The sequence below is a fragment of the Vogesella oryzagri genome (assembly GCF_040148885.1).
GTDB lineage: Bacteria > Pseudomonadota > Gammaproteobacteria > Burkholderiales > Chromobacteriaceae > Vogesella > Vogesella oryzagri.
The window spans coordinates 153,874-168,267 of the sequence record NZ_JBEFLD010000003.1 but is presented as its reverse complement, the minus strand read 5'-3'; the positions used below and the strand labels follow the sequence as shown (position 1 = coordinate 168,267).

The window sequence follows — 14,394 nt, the reverse complement described above, 5'->3', positions numbered from 1 at the left end:
GCCGCCCCGCGTCACCGCATGCCGTCATGCACTACAGTAAGCACAGGGCAAGCCACCAGCCGCGCGCTGCCGCCGCCGGCCGTGGCCGCACAAGGAATGCGATGAAGCACGACCAAGCCACCCCACCATCCCGCCTAAGCGCACCGTCATCGCTGCGCCCGGTGGTGGTCTATGCCGTGTTTGCCGCGCTGTGGATCCTGTTTTCCGACCAGCTGGTCGCCGCGCTGTTTCAGGACCCGGCCAAGCTCACCCTGGTCAGCACCCTCAAGGGCTGGCTGTTCGTGGCGGTGACCTCGCTGCTGCTGTACGGACTGATCTACCGCCAGTTGGACCTGGCCGCCCAGCTGGCGCGGCGCGAACAGGCGGCGCTGCAGGCCCAAGCCGATGCCCAGCGCCTGCTGACGGAAATCTGCGACAACTCCTCCGACGCCATCTATGCCAAGGACGCCGAGGGGCGCTATCTGCTGTTCAGCCGCGAGGCCGCCCGCGTCACCGGCCAGGCCGCTGCCACGGTGCTGGGGCAGGATGACAGCCTGCTGTTCCCAGCGGCGGAGCTGCCGGCCATCCGCGGCAACGACCAGTGCGTGATGGCGGAAAACCGCACGCTGACCTTTGAAGAAACCGTCAGCACCGTGGATGGCAAGGTAGTGTTCCTGTCCACCAAGGGACCGTTGCACGACAGCCAGGGCCAGGTGCGCGGCCTGTTCGGCATCGCGCGCGACATCACCGCGCGCAAGCTGCTGGAGGAAGAGCAGCGCATTGCCGCCATCGCCTTCGAATCGCAGGAAGGCATGCTGCTGACCCAGGCCGACGGCATGATCGTGCGCATCAATCGCGCCTTCAGCATGCTGACCGGCTATAGCGCAGCGGAAGCGCTGGGCCACACCCCGGCCATGCTCAAATCCGGCCGTCACGAACCGGCATTTTTCGGCGCCATGTGGCAGCAGATCCACGAACATGGCTACTGGCAGGGCGAGTTGTGGAACCGGCGCAAGAACGGCAGCCTGTTCATTGCCTGGCTCACCATCTCGGCGGTACGCGGCGAGGATGGCCACATCAGCCATTTCGTCGGCGCCTTCTCCGACATCACCAGCCACCGCGAAGCCGAGGCCGAAATCCACCGCCTGGCCTATTACGACCCGCTGACGCAGCTGCCCAACCGCCGCCTGCTGCAGGACCGCATCCGCCAGGCGCTGGCCACCAGCCAGCGCAGCCGCCACTATGGCGCGCTGATCTTCCTGGACCTGGATCACTTCAAGAACCTGAACGATACCCGTGGCCACCACGTCGGCGACCAGCTGCTGGTGGAAACCGCGCTGCGGCTGAACCGCCATGTGCGTGAAAGCGATAGCGTCGCCCGCCTGGGCGGCGACGAGTTCGTACTGCTGCTGGAAAACCTGGGCAGCAGTGCGCAAGAAGCCGCCGTTCAGGCCGAGCAGGTGGCGGAAAAAATCCGCGAGGCGCTGGCGCTGCCGTTCCAGCTCGGCGAGCTGACCTTCCACGCCACCGCCAGCCTGGGTATCGCGCTGTTTCTCGGCCACAGCGAATCGGCAGAATCGCTGCTGAAATACGCCGATGTGGCGATGTATCAGGCCAAGACCGACGGCCGCGATACGCTGCGCTTCTTCGACCCGTCGATGCAGACGGCGCTGGAAGAACGCAGCCAGCTGGAAAGCGACCTGTACCAGGCGCTGGCGCACGATCAGCTGCAGCTGTACTACCAGGCGCAGCTCAACAACCAGCACCAGCTGATCGGCGCCGAGGCACTGCTGCGCTGGCAGCATCCGCAGCGCGGGCTGGTGCCGCCGGGGCAGTTCATCCCGCTGGCGGAAGAAACCGGGCTGATCTTGCCCATCGGCCAGTGGGTGCTGCAGCAGGCCTGCCGCCAGTTGGCCGCATGGCAGCAGGCCGGCAATGCGCTGCAGCAGCTGTCGGTGAATGTCAGCGCCCGCCAGTTCCGGCAGCCAGATTTCGTGGCACAGGTCGAGGCCGCGCTTGCCAGCAGCGGCGCCAATCCGACGCAGCTGATGATCGAGCTGACCGAAAGCATGGTGCTGGACGATGTGGAGGACACCCTGCACAAGATGCAGGCGCTGCGCCGGCTGGGCATCTCGTTCTCGCTGGACGATTTCGGCACCGGCAACTCCTCGCTGGCCTACCTGACCCGCCTGCCGCTGGACGAATTGAAGATCGACAAGTCCTTCATCCTCAATCTGCCGCACAGCCGCAACGATGCCATCATCGCGCAGACCATCATCGCCATGGCCACCGGCCTGGGGCTGCGGGTACTGGCCGAAGGCGTGGAAACCCGCGCGCAGCAGGACTTCCTGCAACAGCACCATTGCCAGGCCTACCAGGGCTTTTTGTTCAGCCGGCCGTTGCCACAAGCCGAGTTCGACCTGCTGCGCCGGCAATTCCAGGCGGCGGTGTAAGCGATGTCCACGCCGGCCACCCCGCCCGCCTCCCCCAGCCCGCCGCGGCCGCGCTGGTACCGCTGGCTGCTGCTTGCCCTGCTGCTGTTGCTGGCACTGGCGCTGGCCACGGCGGCCACTGCCCGCTGGTGGCTGCAGCAACAGGGGCTGCAGCTGCAGGGGCTGGGCTGGAGCGACGGCGGCGCCACGGTGGCACAATGGCAATGGCGCCAGCAGGATTGCGTCGCCGCCCAGGGCCGTGACCTGCGTATCGAGCGCTGGCAGCCGCTTACCATCGCCCTGCAGCAACTGCAGCTGCAATCCTGCGCCAAGCCTGGCCCACGCCAGCTGCCGGCGCCGCCACCCGCCGGACTGCCGTCATTCAGCCTGCGCATCGCCAGCCTGCAGGCCCCCGCCCTACCGGCGCTGGCCGTCGCAGTCACACAACAAAACGAACACTGGCAGGCGCAGCTGGCACAGGGTGCCGACAAGCTGGCGCTGGATTACCGCCGCGACAACGGCCAGTGGCAGGCACAGGGTATGTTGGCCGCAGCGCGGCTGGCCCCGCAGCTGCTGGGGCACTGGCAGCTGCATGGCAGCGGCCGCTGGTTGCCGGGCCAGCTGCACGCCAGCGTGCAGGCCGATGGCCGCCAGCTCGGTTACCAAGGCGATGCCCGCCATGGCGATGCCCGCCTGCAGGCCACACTGCACAACCGCCAGTGGCAGCTGCACGCCACGCTGTCGCAAGCGCTGCCGCTGACCGCCGGCTGGCTGCTGCAGCCGCGCCGGGCGCTGCAGGCCAGCGGCGATCTGGACGGCGTGCACAGCCTGCAGGCCAACCTACTGGCCAGCGGGCCGCAAGGCCGGCTGCAGCTGCAACTCACCCCGCAGGGCCAGAGTCTGCAACGCGGCCGCGGCCTGCTGCAGCTGGACGGCAAAGACTTGCACGCCCGCATTCCGCTGCAATGGTCTGATCGGCAGCTGACGCTGGCGGCCGGCGACGCCCGCCTGCCACAGGGCCTGCGCCTGAGTTGGCCGCAAGCGTGGCAACTACCGCTGACCGCCAGCGGTAGCAGCCGCCTGCCGTTCCGCCTCGATTACCAGCAGCTGCAGCTGAGCAGTAACGATGGCACGCTGCGCTGGGGCGATGGCCGCTGGCAGTGGCAAGGCGCGCTGGCGCTGGCTGGCCGCCATGCCGGCTACCAGCTGGCCGGCCAGTGGCGCGGCCAGCTCGACCCGCAAGGTGCGCACGGTGCCCCGCTACAGCTGAACGTCAGCAAGCCACCACTGGCGCTGGCGATCAGCCTGCCGGTCAACCACCTCGACCCGCGCCAGCCGGCGCTGAGCGCCAGCGTTGCCGGCCACTATCAGGACTGGCCGCTGAAGGGCAGCGTGACTGCCCGCCAGCTGGGGGCCGGCTGGCAAGGCATCCTCAGCGCCGACAGCCGCCTGCCGTTCTACAGCCGCGGTGGCGCGCTGCAACTGGCGGCCAACTGGCGCGGCAGCGCCGGCAAGTGGCAGCTGGATAGCGGCAGCAAGCTGAGCGTGGCCGAAGGCATCGTCGGCGGCGTGCTGCTGAAGCCGCTCAGCCTGCAGGCCGCCAGCGCGCTGTTGACTGACGGCAGCAACGCCCACGGCCAGCTGGCGCTCAGCGCGGACGGCGCCGTGGCCAGTCGCTGGACGCTGCCAGCGGTCGGCGGCACGCTACAACTGGCCGGCCAGCAGGCCAGCGCCCAGCTGCAACTGCCAGCCTGGCGCAGCAAGTTGCAACTGGAGGCACGCCGCCGTGGCCAGGGTGCCAGCGGCAGCGTACAGCTGGATACGCCACTGAGCGCCGCCATGAGCCGCGGCCTGGGCGTTACCCTGCAGCAGGGGCAGCTGGCTGGCACACTGCAGTGGCAATGGCAAAAACAATGGCAGCTGAACGGTGACGCGCGGCTGAGCGATGTGGCGCTGGACTGGGGCGGCATTCTCGCCAACGGCGGCCGTGGCCGGCTAACGTTGGCCGCACGCCCCGGCCAGCTGCAGCTGCAAAGCGATGGCCCGCTACAGCTGGCGCAGCTGGATGTCGGCACCCTGCTGCAGGATGTATCGCTCACCCTGCGTTCCGACCTGCAGGACTGGCAGCTAGGCGCCGTACGTGCCAAGCTGCTGGGCGGCAGCCTGCAGGCCGACAGCCTGCACTGGCCGTCCAGCGCCTTCCAGACCGTGACCGTTCAGCAGCTGGACCTGGCCGCCGTGGCGGCACTGCAAAACGACCCGCAACCCACGGTGCAGCTCACCGGTCGCGTCGGCGGCACCCTGCCAGTGCAGCTGCTGCCGGGCGGAGTGGCACTGCAGGACGGGCTGCTGCGCAACGAGGGCGAGCTGACCCTGCGCGTGCCGGCCACCGCCGGGGTAACCGCCATGGCACAATCCAACCGGGCGGTGCAGCTGGCACTGGACATGCTCAGCGAGCTGGATGTCAACGACTTCCAGGCCAGGCTGGCCATGCAGCAGAACGGATTACTGGATGCCCAGGTGACGCTGAAAGGGGTCAATCCCAAACAAAACCGCCAACCGGTAGTCCTAAATTACAGCCACAGTGAAAATGTGCTGGAACTGTTACGCAGCCTGCGTATCGGAGATGAAATATCCCGCCGTGTGCTCAGCCGCAAGCAATCGGCCACCACGCGCAACCCCACACCGGAGACTTCGCCATGAAACCCGTCTGGCTGATACCGCTCCTGGCACTGGCCGCCTGCACCCCGCGGGTGGCGCTGGAAGTGCCAAAGGAGCCCATCACCATCAACCTGAACGTGAAGATCGATCACGAAATCCGCCTCAAGGTGGAAAAAGACATCGATAACCTCACCACCGACAGCGGACTGTTCTAGGAGCACAGCATGAAAACGGCAGCACGATGGATGGCAATTGGCCTGCTGGTCTGCAGCAGCCTGGCAATGGCACTGGACGTGGGCGGCGCCAAGGCGCAGGGCCTGGTCGGTGAGCAACCGGATGGCTATCTGGGCGTGGTGAAGGCCACTCCGGAAGCGGTCTCGCTGGCAGCAGACATCAACGCCAAGCGCCGCGAGGCCTATGACGCCATCGCCAAGAAAAACGGCACCACCCTGGACCAGGTCGCCACACTGGCCGGCCAGAAAGCCATCGAAAAAACCCCGCCCGGCAGCTACGTCAAGGCTCCCAACGGCCAGTGGGTAAAGAAGTAAGCCCGCCGGTGCCGGCGTCAGCGCCAGCCTGAAGCTGGCAGTGGCGATGGCTGGTTTCCCCATGCGCTGGCATGCCTGAGGGTTGCACGTTGCCGGCGCAGGAGCGCAATCACTTGCGCCGCAGCGGGCAGGCCCCCTACCCGCCGCCAGCACGGCCAGACCAGAGTCTGGCTGTTTTGTTTTGCGCGCCGGCCATGACGGCTGGGCTTGAGCGCGGTCAATTTGGCCGCCGGCAATACCAGAGTAAATTACTCAACATTACAGCTACGCCACGGAGGCATCATGTTCGGCACCAAAACCCGCGAAGCACTGGCCGCCACGCTGGCGGAAAACGCCATCTTGCAGGCCCAGAATCAGGCACTGCAGCAGGCGCTGGCCGACAGCCAGCAACAGTTGGCCGCCCAGGCTGCCGCACAGCAGGACATGGCCCGCCACCAGCAACTGCTGGACGGGGTGCTGGCCAGCCTGCCGCGCTTTGGCGAATCGCTGACCGGCATCCAGCAATCGTTTGGCGGCCTGTCCGGCCACCTGGCCGACGAGCTGCTCACCGCCCAGGCCGCCGCCAGTGAATCCGGCGCCAACCGCAGCGCGTTCGAAAGCATTGCGGCCAACCTGCAGGCGATGACCGCGCGCATTACCGCTGCCAGCGACAGCGTGGAAGGGCTGGCGCGCCGCGCCGACGAAATTGGCGGCATCGTGCAGCTGATCAAGGATATTGCCGAGCAGACCAACCTGCTGGCACTGAATGCCGCCATCGAGGCCGCCCGTGCCGGTGAAGCCGGTCGCGGCTTTGCCGTGGTAGCAGACGAAGTGCGCAAACTGGCCGAACGCACCGCCAATGCCACCAGCGAGATCAGCACCCTGGTGGCCGCCATCCGCAGCGATACCGGCACCGCCCGCGCCATCATGCAAAGCGGCGCCGGCGATGCCGCCAGCCACAGTGCCAGCAGCGCCGACGCCATGCACAGCATGCAGCGGCTGCTGGAGCTGTCGCAGCGCATGCAGCAATCCATCGGCGTGTCGGCGCGGCTGGCCAATGTCGAACTGGCCAATATCGAGGAGCTGCTGCTGAAGCTGGAAGTCTACAAGGCGCTGCTGGGGCTGACCGCACTGGCCCCCGAGGCCCTGCCGGACGAGACCCAGTGCCGGCTGGGGCAGTGGTATTTTTCCGGCGACGGCAAGGCGCAGTTTGCCGGCCAGGCCGCCTACCGCGACATGGCCGCGCCACACCAGGCGGTACACGACCATGCCCGCCGTGCGCTGGAACGCTACCACGACGGCGATGTGCCGGGCGCGCTGGCGGCACTGGCGCAGATGGAAAACGCCAACCTGAACGTGATGGCCGGGCTGGGGCGGCTGCTGGGGGAGTCTCAAACAAGAAAATGATCAGCCATCGGCATCGCATCAGTAGGCATTGCTGAACAATACTGTTGATTTTTCAGCACAACACTCATCACGCGACAGTCACAACTTTTAATATATGGCCATGCGTAATTTCTCTGTCACACTGCTTTCATTTCCATCAGGTAAATTCAATTGGATTCGGACATAGCAACTCTTGCATTATGTTAAACCCAATTTAATTATTCAAACCTGAAAAGCTTTCAAACAAGGGAAATAAACCGATGAAAATCAAAAACCTGAGCCTCTTGATCTTTGCCGCCTGGGGTGCGTATGCTAATGCAGCAAGCATTGATTATCGCCAAGGTTATCGTACCGGCGTAGAAAAATATGAAAGCCGCATGCTATTGAGCAATGATTGGGCCAATGGAATTGGTGGCAGCATCGAATACACCATCGACAACAGCAGCACCAATGATGCCGGAATTGATCAGGCCCGCTGGAAAGATACCGAGTTTCAGCTGTATTACAAGTACAAGCTCAGCGATGCACTGACCATCACGCCGCTGTTTCTGTACGATACCGCCAAGGATGTGGGTGATGGCACTCGAAACGATACATTCAAGCCCGGTATTCAAGCCAACTGGACCTTTGCTCCAGGCTGGCGCCTGGACGGTCGTGTCCGTTATGAGAAAAAAACCTGGACCAAGAAGAACCTGCATGGCCAGCAAGATGATGACAGCACCGTACGTACTGACGCATGGCTGCGCAAGACATTCAATGACACCACCGATGCTTATTACAATGTGCGCTGGGATCGAAAGTTGAATGACTTCCATTATGATGATGGCGGCAAGGACTACTTCGAGCATAATTTTGGTGTTGGTTATAAATTCACCAAAGAGGTAAAAGCCTATACCGAAATCGGCTATTTGGGTGAAGTAAAAGACCCGAGCAACACAAAGCTATTGAAAGACGATTGGCGAGTGCGTGTTGGCGTAAGCTATAGCTTCTAATTAAAGTTCAACATTGGCCGGCGGCTAGTTACCACGGCCAATGTTTATGTCGTAGTCTTATTTAACTCCTACATTTATTTGTAACATTTGAACTGTAGCATCCCGGTCATCAAGCTCCGACATTGGAGCCATAACCCTACGGGAGAAAACACATGAAAACCCTGATTCGTCTGTCCGCTGCTGCCGTACTGCTGGCCTCCTCTGTGGCGGCGTTTGCCGGTGAAGCCGAAGACCTGAAACTGAGCAGCGATGTGAAGGCCGCCATCGACAGCTCGGCCACGCTGAAAGCCTTCAACCTGAAAGTCAGCAGCAAGGATGGCAATGTCACCATCGACGGCGCGGTGGATCAGGGCCTGCAAATGGCAGAAGTGGGCATGATTGCCGAGAAGGTGGCTGGGGTGAAATTCGTGTTCAACAACATCATGCCGAAGCAGTAAGCCACACACTGCCCACGCCAAAAGGTTGGCCGCAGCCGCCACACGCTTACGCTGGCCCGCAAAAAAAAAGAGACCCCCGTGGTCTCTTTTTTGCTGCGCGCGGCCGTTCTGCGACGCCAGATGCCGCCGGCGGCATGCGGCCAACCTTGCCGTGGCCGGCGTGCGCGTAACGCCCATCCCGCGCCGCCGGCCTCAGCGCATCACTTCTGGGTCTTCAGCTGCTGCCACAGGCGGATTTCGAGCCGTACGATGTCGATCGGCTTGGGCTTCAGCAGCGCCATCTTCTTGTAGGCACTGTCCGGCGGGTAGACCGCCGAATCCTGCGCAATGGCCGGTGTCACGTACTGGCGTGCCGTGTGGTTGGCCGTCGGGTAGAACACCTCGTTGGTGATGGCGGCGTTGATCTTCGGCTCCTGGATGAAGTTGATCCACTTCAGCGCCGCCTCCGGGTGCGGCGCATCCTTCGGTATCGCCATCATGTCGAACGCCAGCAGCCCGCCTTCCTTCATGTGGGCAAACCTGATGTCGTAGGGACGCTTGGTTTCGGTACTGCGCCGGCGCGCGATACTGACGTCGCCACTGAAGCCGATCGCCACACAGACATCACGGTGAGCCAGGTCGTTGATGTAGCCGGACGAGCTGAACTGCGTGATGTAGGGGCGGACTTTCTTCAGCATCTCGAACGCAGCCTGGTAGTCCGCCGGATTGGTGCTGTTCGGGTCCTTGTGCATGTACTGCAGCGCGGCAGCAAACACCTGCACCGGCCCGTCGAGGAAGGAGACGCCACAGCTCTTGAGCCTGGCCAGGTTGGCCGCATCGAACACCAGCGCCCAGCTGTCGACCGGCGCCTTAGTGCCCAGCAGCTTCTGCACCGCCTGCACGTTATAACCGATGCCGGTGACCGCAAACGCCCAGGGCACCGCGTACTGGTTGCCCGGATCGGCATCCGCCACCATCTGCATCAGCAGCGGGTTGAGGTGTTTCAGGTTCGGCAGCTTCGACTTGTCGAGCTTCAGGTACACGCCGGCCTGAATCTGTTTCGCCATGTAGTTCGACGATGGCACCACGATGTCGTAGCCGGAGCGGCCGGTGAGCAGCTTGGCCTGCAGCGTGTCGTTGCTGTCGTAGTTGTCGTAGCGTACGTGGATGCCGGTCTGCTTCTCGAAATTGGCGATGGTGTCCTTGGCGATGTAGTCCGACCAGTTGTACACGTTCAGTTCGGTATCGGCCGCCTGGGCAGCAGCGGGCAGCAGTAGCGCCATGGCGGCGGTGATGACGGCGCCAGCGACAAACGCGCGGCGCAGGCTGGTTGCAGGGGGACAAACGCGCATGATGTGTTCCTTGTTGGGTAGTGATGTAAGCCGGGCCGTGGCGCCGGGAAAGCTCCGCGACACCGCGCCCTTTGTGGCGGTCTGGTAACCATCAGCCGAGCGGCAGCCGTTTGCCGCCGCCCGCGCTCAAGACTCTGTTCTGGCCCGATACACCTCATATTGCAGACGTATCGCCGCACCGATATCGAAGAACGGCCGGGGTGGCAGCCAGCCCGGCTGCGCCTGCTCGAGCACCGCGCTCAGCAACGCGGACTGACTGCCCGACGCCATCTCCGCCAGCAGCCGCCCCCACAGCGTGCCGCGTGCCACGCCGGAGCCATTGCAACCGCTGGCGCCATAAATACCTTCGGCGAGTTTGGCGAAACGCGGCTCGCCGGAGCGCGTGGCGCTCAGGTGCCCCGTCCAGGTGAACTGCAGATGCTCGTCGTTCATCCAGGGAAAACGGCGCTGCAGGCCTTGCAGATGCCGGGCGCGTCGTTGCTGTAGCGAGTGGCCGGCAAGGTCTCGGAGGCGATATTCCACGGTATTGCGAATCAGCAGCCGCCGGTCTGGCGTCAGGCGCAGCGTGGCCCCGCCTGGCCGGGTCGACAGCACGCCCCAGGCCGGCGCGTTGTGCAGGCGGGCATACTCGTCGTCGCGCAAGGGCCGGCTGAGGGAGGCGCTGAGTTCCAGCGGAAACACCGCGCTGTCGGCCAGCCCCAACCGCGCCGAGAATGGCCCCACACACACCAGCACCTGCCCGACCTCGATATCGCCGCTGTCGGCGCGGGCGCGGATGCCGCCACCGGGCAAACGCTCCAGCGCGGTGATCGCGGTGTTCTCGTACAGCACCACATTCGCCGGCAAGGCATCCAGCAGCCCTTTGGCGTACTTGGCGGGCTGCAGCAAGCCGTTGCCGCCCCGGCACCAGATTGCCGCCTGGTAGAAGGCGGTACCCAGCCGCTGCGACAACGCCGCGCCTTCCAGCAGCTCGGCTCTTGCCCCGGCTTCACGCAAGGTTTGCACCTGGCGTTCCGCCTCTGCCAGCTTGGCCGGGTCGCGCACCGCGAAAAAATAGCCGTCATCGCTCAGCTCGCACTCAATGCCCAGTCCCACCACGCGTCGATGCAGCTCGGCACTGGCGGCCCGGCCGATGGCGCTTGCCGCGTGGTACTGCTCATTCAGCCGCCGCCCGGCCAGCTCCTCCGCCTCGGGCCGCTCGTAGGCCACCACGAAGCCGGAGTTCCGCGCCGATGCGCCCTGGGCGGCGCGCTGGCGATCAACCACGATAATGCGCGCCTGCGGATGCAGTTCGGCCAGCGTATGTGCTGCCGACAACCCGGTATAGCCGCCCCCGATGACCAGCCAATCGGCTTTCTGCTTGCCTTGCAGGCGCGCAGCACAAGGCGAGACGCCTGCCTGAGCGATCCAGCCGCATACATTTTCGAGCATACCCATTACCCCTCTACGATACTGACGATCATGCCAACCAATTGCATGCACAATTTGCATCAATCGCCGGCATGCCCTTGCGCTTTGTGGCTAATATATGGCGAGTTTTTGCGACAATCTAACGTTATAAATTCATTCTTCTATTCTGAAAACGCATGGATAAACTCTATCGCCCACCGTCAATTCTGGCCATGCAGGCGCTGTCGCTGGTGGCGGAAGCTGGCAACTTCACCGAGGCGGCACAAAAGCTGCACCTGACCCAGAGCGCGGTGAGCCGGAAGATTCAGCAACTGGAAAGCCATTACGGGGTGCCGCTGTTCATTCGCAGCAGCCGCAATGTGCAACTGACGGCACAGGGCGAAGCGGTGCTGGAAACCGCGCGCAAGGTACTCCGAGAACTGCAGATGCTTGATGAACGGATAACACCGCGCGAACGGCCTTTCCGCATCCGCATTTTCGTGTCGCTGGCGGTACGCTGGCTATTGCCGCGGCTAACCGATTTCTATGCCCGCCATCCCGATCTGTCGCTGTCGATCGAGACCGTCGCCACGGAGCTGGTCGAGCCATCGGGCGACTGCGACGCCTATATTCTTTACCGCCCGGAACTGCCGGCCGAGCCGACCTTCCATACCCTGTTCGAGGAAATCCTGGTGCCGGTGTGCGCGCCCAGCTGCGTCAACGGCAAACCGGCGCCGCAGTCGCTGGCGGAATTGGCGCAATTCCCGCTGATTCACGGCTCCACCGGCCAGCATGAATGGACGGCCTGGTTACAGGCCAATGGGGCGTTGTCGGCCAAGGATTACAAGCACCTCACCTTCAATCTGGACGAGCTGGCGATGGATGCGGCCGCCCGCGGCCTGGGCGTGGCGATGACCGACCTGACCCTGGCGCAAGATCTGATCAATCGTGGTGCGCTGATTATCCCCTTCGGCACACCATTACCCACCCACGGCGTCTATACGCTGTGGCTACAGAGCAATGGCGCGCTGCATCCAGCCCGGCAGCGCATCCTGCAGTGGTTTGCACAGCAGTCGGCGGGGGATGCCGGGGCCAGGCCAGATCGGGAGTAGCCGGCGGCTTGGCCGCCGGACCGTCCAGGCGATAGCCGCCAGCAGTGGGCTGTGTGGTCTTAACCCTGGCGTGCCGCCTCGATGGCGGCGATGTCGATCTTGCGCATCGTCATCATCGCGTCGAAGGCGCGCTTGGCCGCAGCGGGATCGGGGTCGCTGATCGCGGCGATCAGGGCCCGCGGGGTGATCTGCCATGACAAACCCCAGCGATCCTTGCACCAGCCGCATTCACTCTCCTCGCCGCCGTTGCCGACGATCGCCTGCCACAGGCGGTCGGTTTCGGCTTGGTCGTCGGTCGCAATCTGAAACGAGAACGCCTCGCTGTGCGTGCAATACGGGCCGCCGTTCAAGCCAAGACAGGGAATGCCGGCGACTGTAAATTCGACCGTCAGCACATCGCCCTGCTTGCCGGCCGGATAGTCACCCGGCGCGCGCAGCACGGTGCCCACAGCGCTGTCCGGAAAGGTTGCGGCATAGAAAGTGGCGGCATCGAAGGCATCGCGGTCGAACCACAAGCAGATCGTGTTCTTGCTACTCACTTGGTGTCTCCTGGCAAGTTTGATACCGGGCAGCCGCTACCGGTGCCACCACTGCAGGCTGACAGCGCCGCTGACCTTGAACTCGGGCGCCAATATGGCGGCAGATGGTCGTGGCGCCTTTGTCGGCCACCAGAACGAGTCGCAATGCCGAGCCGGCTGCTATCTGCTTGATTGTAGACGCCGCATGGGGCGCTTCCCAGCGGCTGCCAGCAGCGCCGCGGCGTCGCTCGCCAGCACATGCTTGCCAGACTATCTGCCAAGTGATTTCTCGCCGCGGCCGGTGGCCCGGCGGCGGCGTTGGCAGTCGGCCAAGGTGCCCATGCCGGCGCCAGCCCTGCGGGATAACGCCCCCTGCCGCGCTGACCCAGGAAACAAAAATGCACCGTCAAAAACCATGGTGGTATTGTTCCGCCATCAGAAAATCCGGCACGACACCACCATGAGCAACCGCATCGCCGCCTGCTACGGCCTGATCGACACCCGCTTTGGCACCGTGGCCGCGTGGCTAGACAAAACCGGCGCGCTGCAACGGCTGGAGTTCAACGTTGCACGCGAGCTGGAACGCGCCCATCACCACGGCACACCGCGCGACGATGCCGCCGTGGCCGAGGTGGCACGCCAGCTGGCTGAGTACGACGCCGGCATGCGCCGCGAATTCACCCTGCCGCTGGCCGCCGTCGGCAGCGACTTCCAGCACAAGGTGTGGGCCGAGCTGTGCCGCATCCCCTACGGCACCACCATCAGCTATGGCGAGCTGGCGCGCCGCGTCGGCGACCCCGGCGCCGCGCGCGCCGTTGGCCGCGCCAATGCCACCAACCCCATCGCGCTGATCGTGCCCTGCCACCGCGTGATCGGCAGCGATGGCAAGCTCACCGGCTATGCCGGCGGCCTGCCGCTGAAGGCCACGCTGCTGCAGTTCGAGCTGAGCCACACCCCGCCGGCGCTGTTCCTGTAAGCCATCCCCTACCCGCTTGCGGCCAACCTTGACGCGCCGCCGCCTCAGGCAGACGCCGCCTGCGGCGTGGCGGCGCGGATGTCGGCGATCAGCTCGCGCAGGTAGTCCAGCCCCTGTTCCCAGTGCTGGTGGCCAGAAGCCACGTTGATGTGCCCGGCCCGCGGCAGCCAGTACAGCCGGCTGTGCCAGCGCGTCGCCATGCGCACGCTGCGCAGTGGCAGGCTGAACGGGTCGTTGTCGCTAGCCACCACCAGCGATGGAAACGGCAGCGCCGCGTCCGGCAGCGGCGCAAACGGCTGCAGCTGGGCCGGGGCGCTGGCGCGTTCCACGTCGGCCGGCGCCACCAGCAGCGCCCCAGCCAGACGTTTGCCGTGGCGGGCGGCGTAATGCGCCACCGTGGCGCAACCCAGGCTGTGGGCGATGACGATCACCGGCTTGCTGGCGGCCGCCACCGCCTCGTCCAGCGCCTGCAGCCAGTCGTGCAGCTGCGGGGCAAACCACTCGTGGTTACCCACCCGCTGTGCGCCCAACAGCTGTTGCCAGTGGCTTTGCCAGTGTTCCGGCGGTGAGTTGTTCCAGCCGGGCTGGATGATGAAATCGAAAGCGGCAAAATCGGGGGGCATGGTGTGCTCCATGGCAATTGTCTGCCGGCAC

13 protein-coding genes and 1 pseudogene are annotated in these 14,394 nt (G+C 64.6%); 10 read left to right on the top strand and 4 right to left on the bottom strand.

The window, feature by feature from the left end; genetic code table 11:
• Positions 1-101: 101 nt before the first annotated feature.
• The 8 genes and pseudogenes from ABNW52_RS06075 (at position 102) to ABNW52_RS06045 (ending at position 8,414) form a co-directional block, all read left to right on the top strand.
• Positions 102-2,432: a putative bifunctional diguanylate cyclase/phosphodiesterase gene (locus ABNW52_RS06075; RefSeq protein WP_349585446.1), complete on the top strand. Its 2,331-nt coding sequence runs from the start codon at positions 102-104 to the stop codon at positions 2,430-2,432.
• A 3-nt stretch (positions 2,433-2,435) separates the two neighbouring features.
• The gene (locus ABNW52_RS06070; RefSeq protein ID WP_349585444.1) at positions 2,436-5,114 is read left to right on the top strand and encodes an intermembrane phospholipid transport protein YdbH family protein; all 2,679 of its coding nucleotides are present in this window, start codon (positions 2,436-2,438) and stop codon (positions 5,112-5,114) included.
• Entirely contained in the window at positions 5,111-5,287 is a 177-nt protein-coding gene (locus ABNW52_RS06065; RefSeq protein WP_189372412.1) for a YnbE family lipoprotein, read from the top strand. The genes ABNW52_RS06070 and ABNW52_RS06065 overlap by 4 nt, the downstream gene beginning before the upstream one ends.
• A gap of 9 nt (positions 5,288-5,296) precedes the next feature.
• Positions 5,297-5,620 carry a YdbL family probable chaperone protein gene (locus ABNW52_RS06060; protein ID WP_349585442.1) on the top strand — a complete coding sequence of 108 codons (324 nt, stop codon included), beginning with the start codon at positions 5,297-5,299 and terminating at the stop codon, positions 5,618-5,620.
• A gap of 684 nt (positions 5,621-6,304) precedes the next feature.
• Positions 6,305-6,577, top strand: a pseudogene (locus ABNW52_RS18555) (methyl-accepting chemotaxis protein); the annotation flags it as partial.
• Positions 6,578-6,580: 3 nt separating this feature from the next.
• On the top strand, positions 6,581-7,006 hold the full coding sequence (locus ABNW52_RS18550; RefSeq protein ID WP_386107345.1) for a CZB domain-containing protein: 426 nt from the start codon (positions 6,581-6,583) through the stop codon (positions 7,004-7,006).
• A 239-nt stretch (positions 7,007-7,245) separates the two neighbouring features.
• Positions 7,246-7,977 (top strand): oligogalacturonate-specific porin KdgM family protein, encoded by a 732-nt coding sequence (locus ABNW52_RS06050; RefSeq protein WP_349585438.1) that lies wholly within the window; start codon positions 7,246-7,248, stop codon positions 7,975-7,977.
• Positions 7,978-8,129: 152 nt separating this feature from the next.
• Positions 8,130-8,414, top strand: a complete 285-nt coding sequence (locus tag ABNW52_RS06045) for a BON domain-containing protein (RefSeq protein ID WP_349585436.1) — start codon at positions 8,130-8,132, stop codon at positions 8,412-8,414.
• A 200-nt stretch (positions 8,415-8,614) separates the two neighbouring features.
• Here the strand turns inward: ABNW52_RS06045 and ABNW52_RS06040 are convergent, their stop codons facing one another.
• Complete coding sequence (locus ABNW52_RS06040; RefSeq protein ID WP_349585433.1) at positions 8,615-9,745, bottom strand: polyamine ABC transporter substrate-binding protein; 1,131 nt, start codon at positions 9,743-9,745, stop codon at positions 8,615-8,617.
• Between the two features lie 126 nt (positions 9,746-9,871).
• The gene (locus ABNW52_RS06035) at positions 9,872-11,182 is read right to left on the bottom strand and encodes an NAD(P)/FAD-dependent oxidoreductase (RefSeq protein ID WP_349585430.1); all 1,311 of its coding nucleotides are present in this window, start codon (positions 11,180-11,182) and stop codon (positions 9,872-9,874) included.
• 149 nt (positions 11,183-11,331) lie between these two features.
• Here ABNW52_RS06035 and ABNW52_RS06030 point away from each other — a divergent pair, with 149 nt between their 5' ends.
• Positions 11,332-12,246 (top strand): LysR substrate-binding domain-containing protein, encoded by a 915-nt coding sequence (locus ABNW52_RS06030; RefSeq protein WP_349585428.1) that lies wholly within the window; start codon positions 11,332-11,334, stop codon positions 12,244-12,246.
• Between the two features lie 59 nt (positions 12,247-12,305).
• Here ABNW52_RS06030 and ABNW52_RS06025 read toward each other — a convergent pair whose 3' ends face one another.
• Positions 12,306-12,785, bottom strand: coding sequence for a VOC family protein (locus tag ABNW52_RS06025; protein ID WP_349585426.1), 480 nt, complete (start codon positions 12,783-12,785; stop codon positions 12,306-12,308).
• 439 nt (positions 12,786-13,224) lie between these two features.
• On the opposite strand from ABNW52_RS06025, the gene ABNW52_RS06020 reads away from it, so the two are divergent.
• A complete protein-coding gene (locus tag ABNW52_RS06020) occupies positions 13,225-13,740 on the top strand; it encodes a methylated-DNA--[protein]-cysteine S-methyltransferase (protein ID WP_349585423.1) in 516 nt (171 codons plus the stop codon).
• A 44-nt stretch (positions 13,741-13,784) separates the two neighbouring features.
• On the opposite strand, the gene ABNW52_RS06015 is transcribed toward ABNW52_RS06020, so the two are convergent.
• A complete protein-coding gene (locus tag ABNW52_RS06015; protein WP_349585420.1) occupies positions 13,785-14,363 on the bottom strand; it encodes an RBBP9/YdeN family alpha/beta hydrolase in 579 nt (192 codons plus the stop codon).
• Positions 14,364-14,394: the final 31 nt, after the last annotated feature.

What these genes read in the sequence shown, in the direction of transcription:
- ABNW52_RS06075 (WP_349585446.1), top strand. Translation starts at nt 102, where the DNA reads ATGAAGCACGACCAAGCCACCCCACCATCCCGCCTAAGCGCACCGTCA.
- ABNW52_RS06070 (WP_349585444.1), top strand. Translation starts at nt 2,436, where the DNA reads ATGTCCACGCCGGCCACCCCGCCCGCCTCCCCCAGCCCGCCGCGGCCG.
- ABNW52_RS06065 (WP_189372412.1), top strand. Translation starts at nt 5,111, where the DNA reads ATGAAACCCGTCTGGCTGATACCGCTCCTGGCACTGGCCGCCTGCACC.
- ABNW52_RS06060 (WP_349585442.1), top strand. Translation starts at nt 5,297, where the DNA reads ATGAAAACGGCAGCACGATGGATGGCAATTGGCCTGCTGGTCTGCAGC.
- ABNW52_RS18550 (WP_386107345.1), top strand. Translation starts at nt 6,581, where the DNA reads ATGCACAGCATGCAGCGGCTGCTGGAGCTGTCGCAGCGCATGCAGCAA.
- ABNW52_RS06050 (WP_349585438.1), top strand. Translation starts at nt 7,246, where the DNA reads ATGAAAATCAAAAACCTGAGCCTCTTGATCTTTGCCGCCTGGGGTGCG.
- ABNW52_RS06045 (WP_349585436.1), top strand. Translation starts at nt 8,130, where the DNA reads ATGAAAACCCTGATTCGTCTGTCCGCTGCTGCCGTACTGCTGGCCTCC.
- ABNW52_RS06040 (WP_349585433.1), bottom strand. Translation starts at nt 9,745, where the DNA reads ATGCGCGTTTGTCCCCCTGCAACCAGCCTGCGCCGCGCGTTTGTCGCT.
- ABNW52_RS06035 (WP_349585430.1), bottom strand. Translation starts at nt 11,182, where the DNA reads ATGGGTATGCTCGAAAATGTATGCGGCTGGATCGCTCAGGCAGGCGTC.
- ABNW52_RS06030 (WP_349585428.1), top strand. Translation starts at nt 11,332, where the DNA reads ATGGATAAACTCTATCGCCCACCGTCAATTCTGGCCATGCAGGCGCTG.
- ABNW52_RS06020 (WP_349585423.1), top strand. Translation starts at nt 13,225, where the DNA reads ATGAGCAACCGCATCGCCGCCTGCTACGGCCTGATCGACACCCGCTTT.
- ABNW52_RS06015 (WP_349585420.1), bottom strand. Translation starts at nt 14,363, where the DNA reads ATGCCCCCCGATTTTGCCGCTTTCGATTTCATCATCCAGCCCGGCTGG.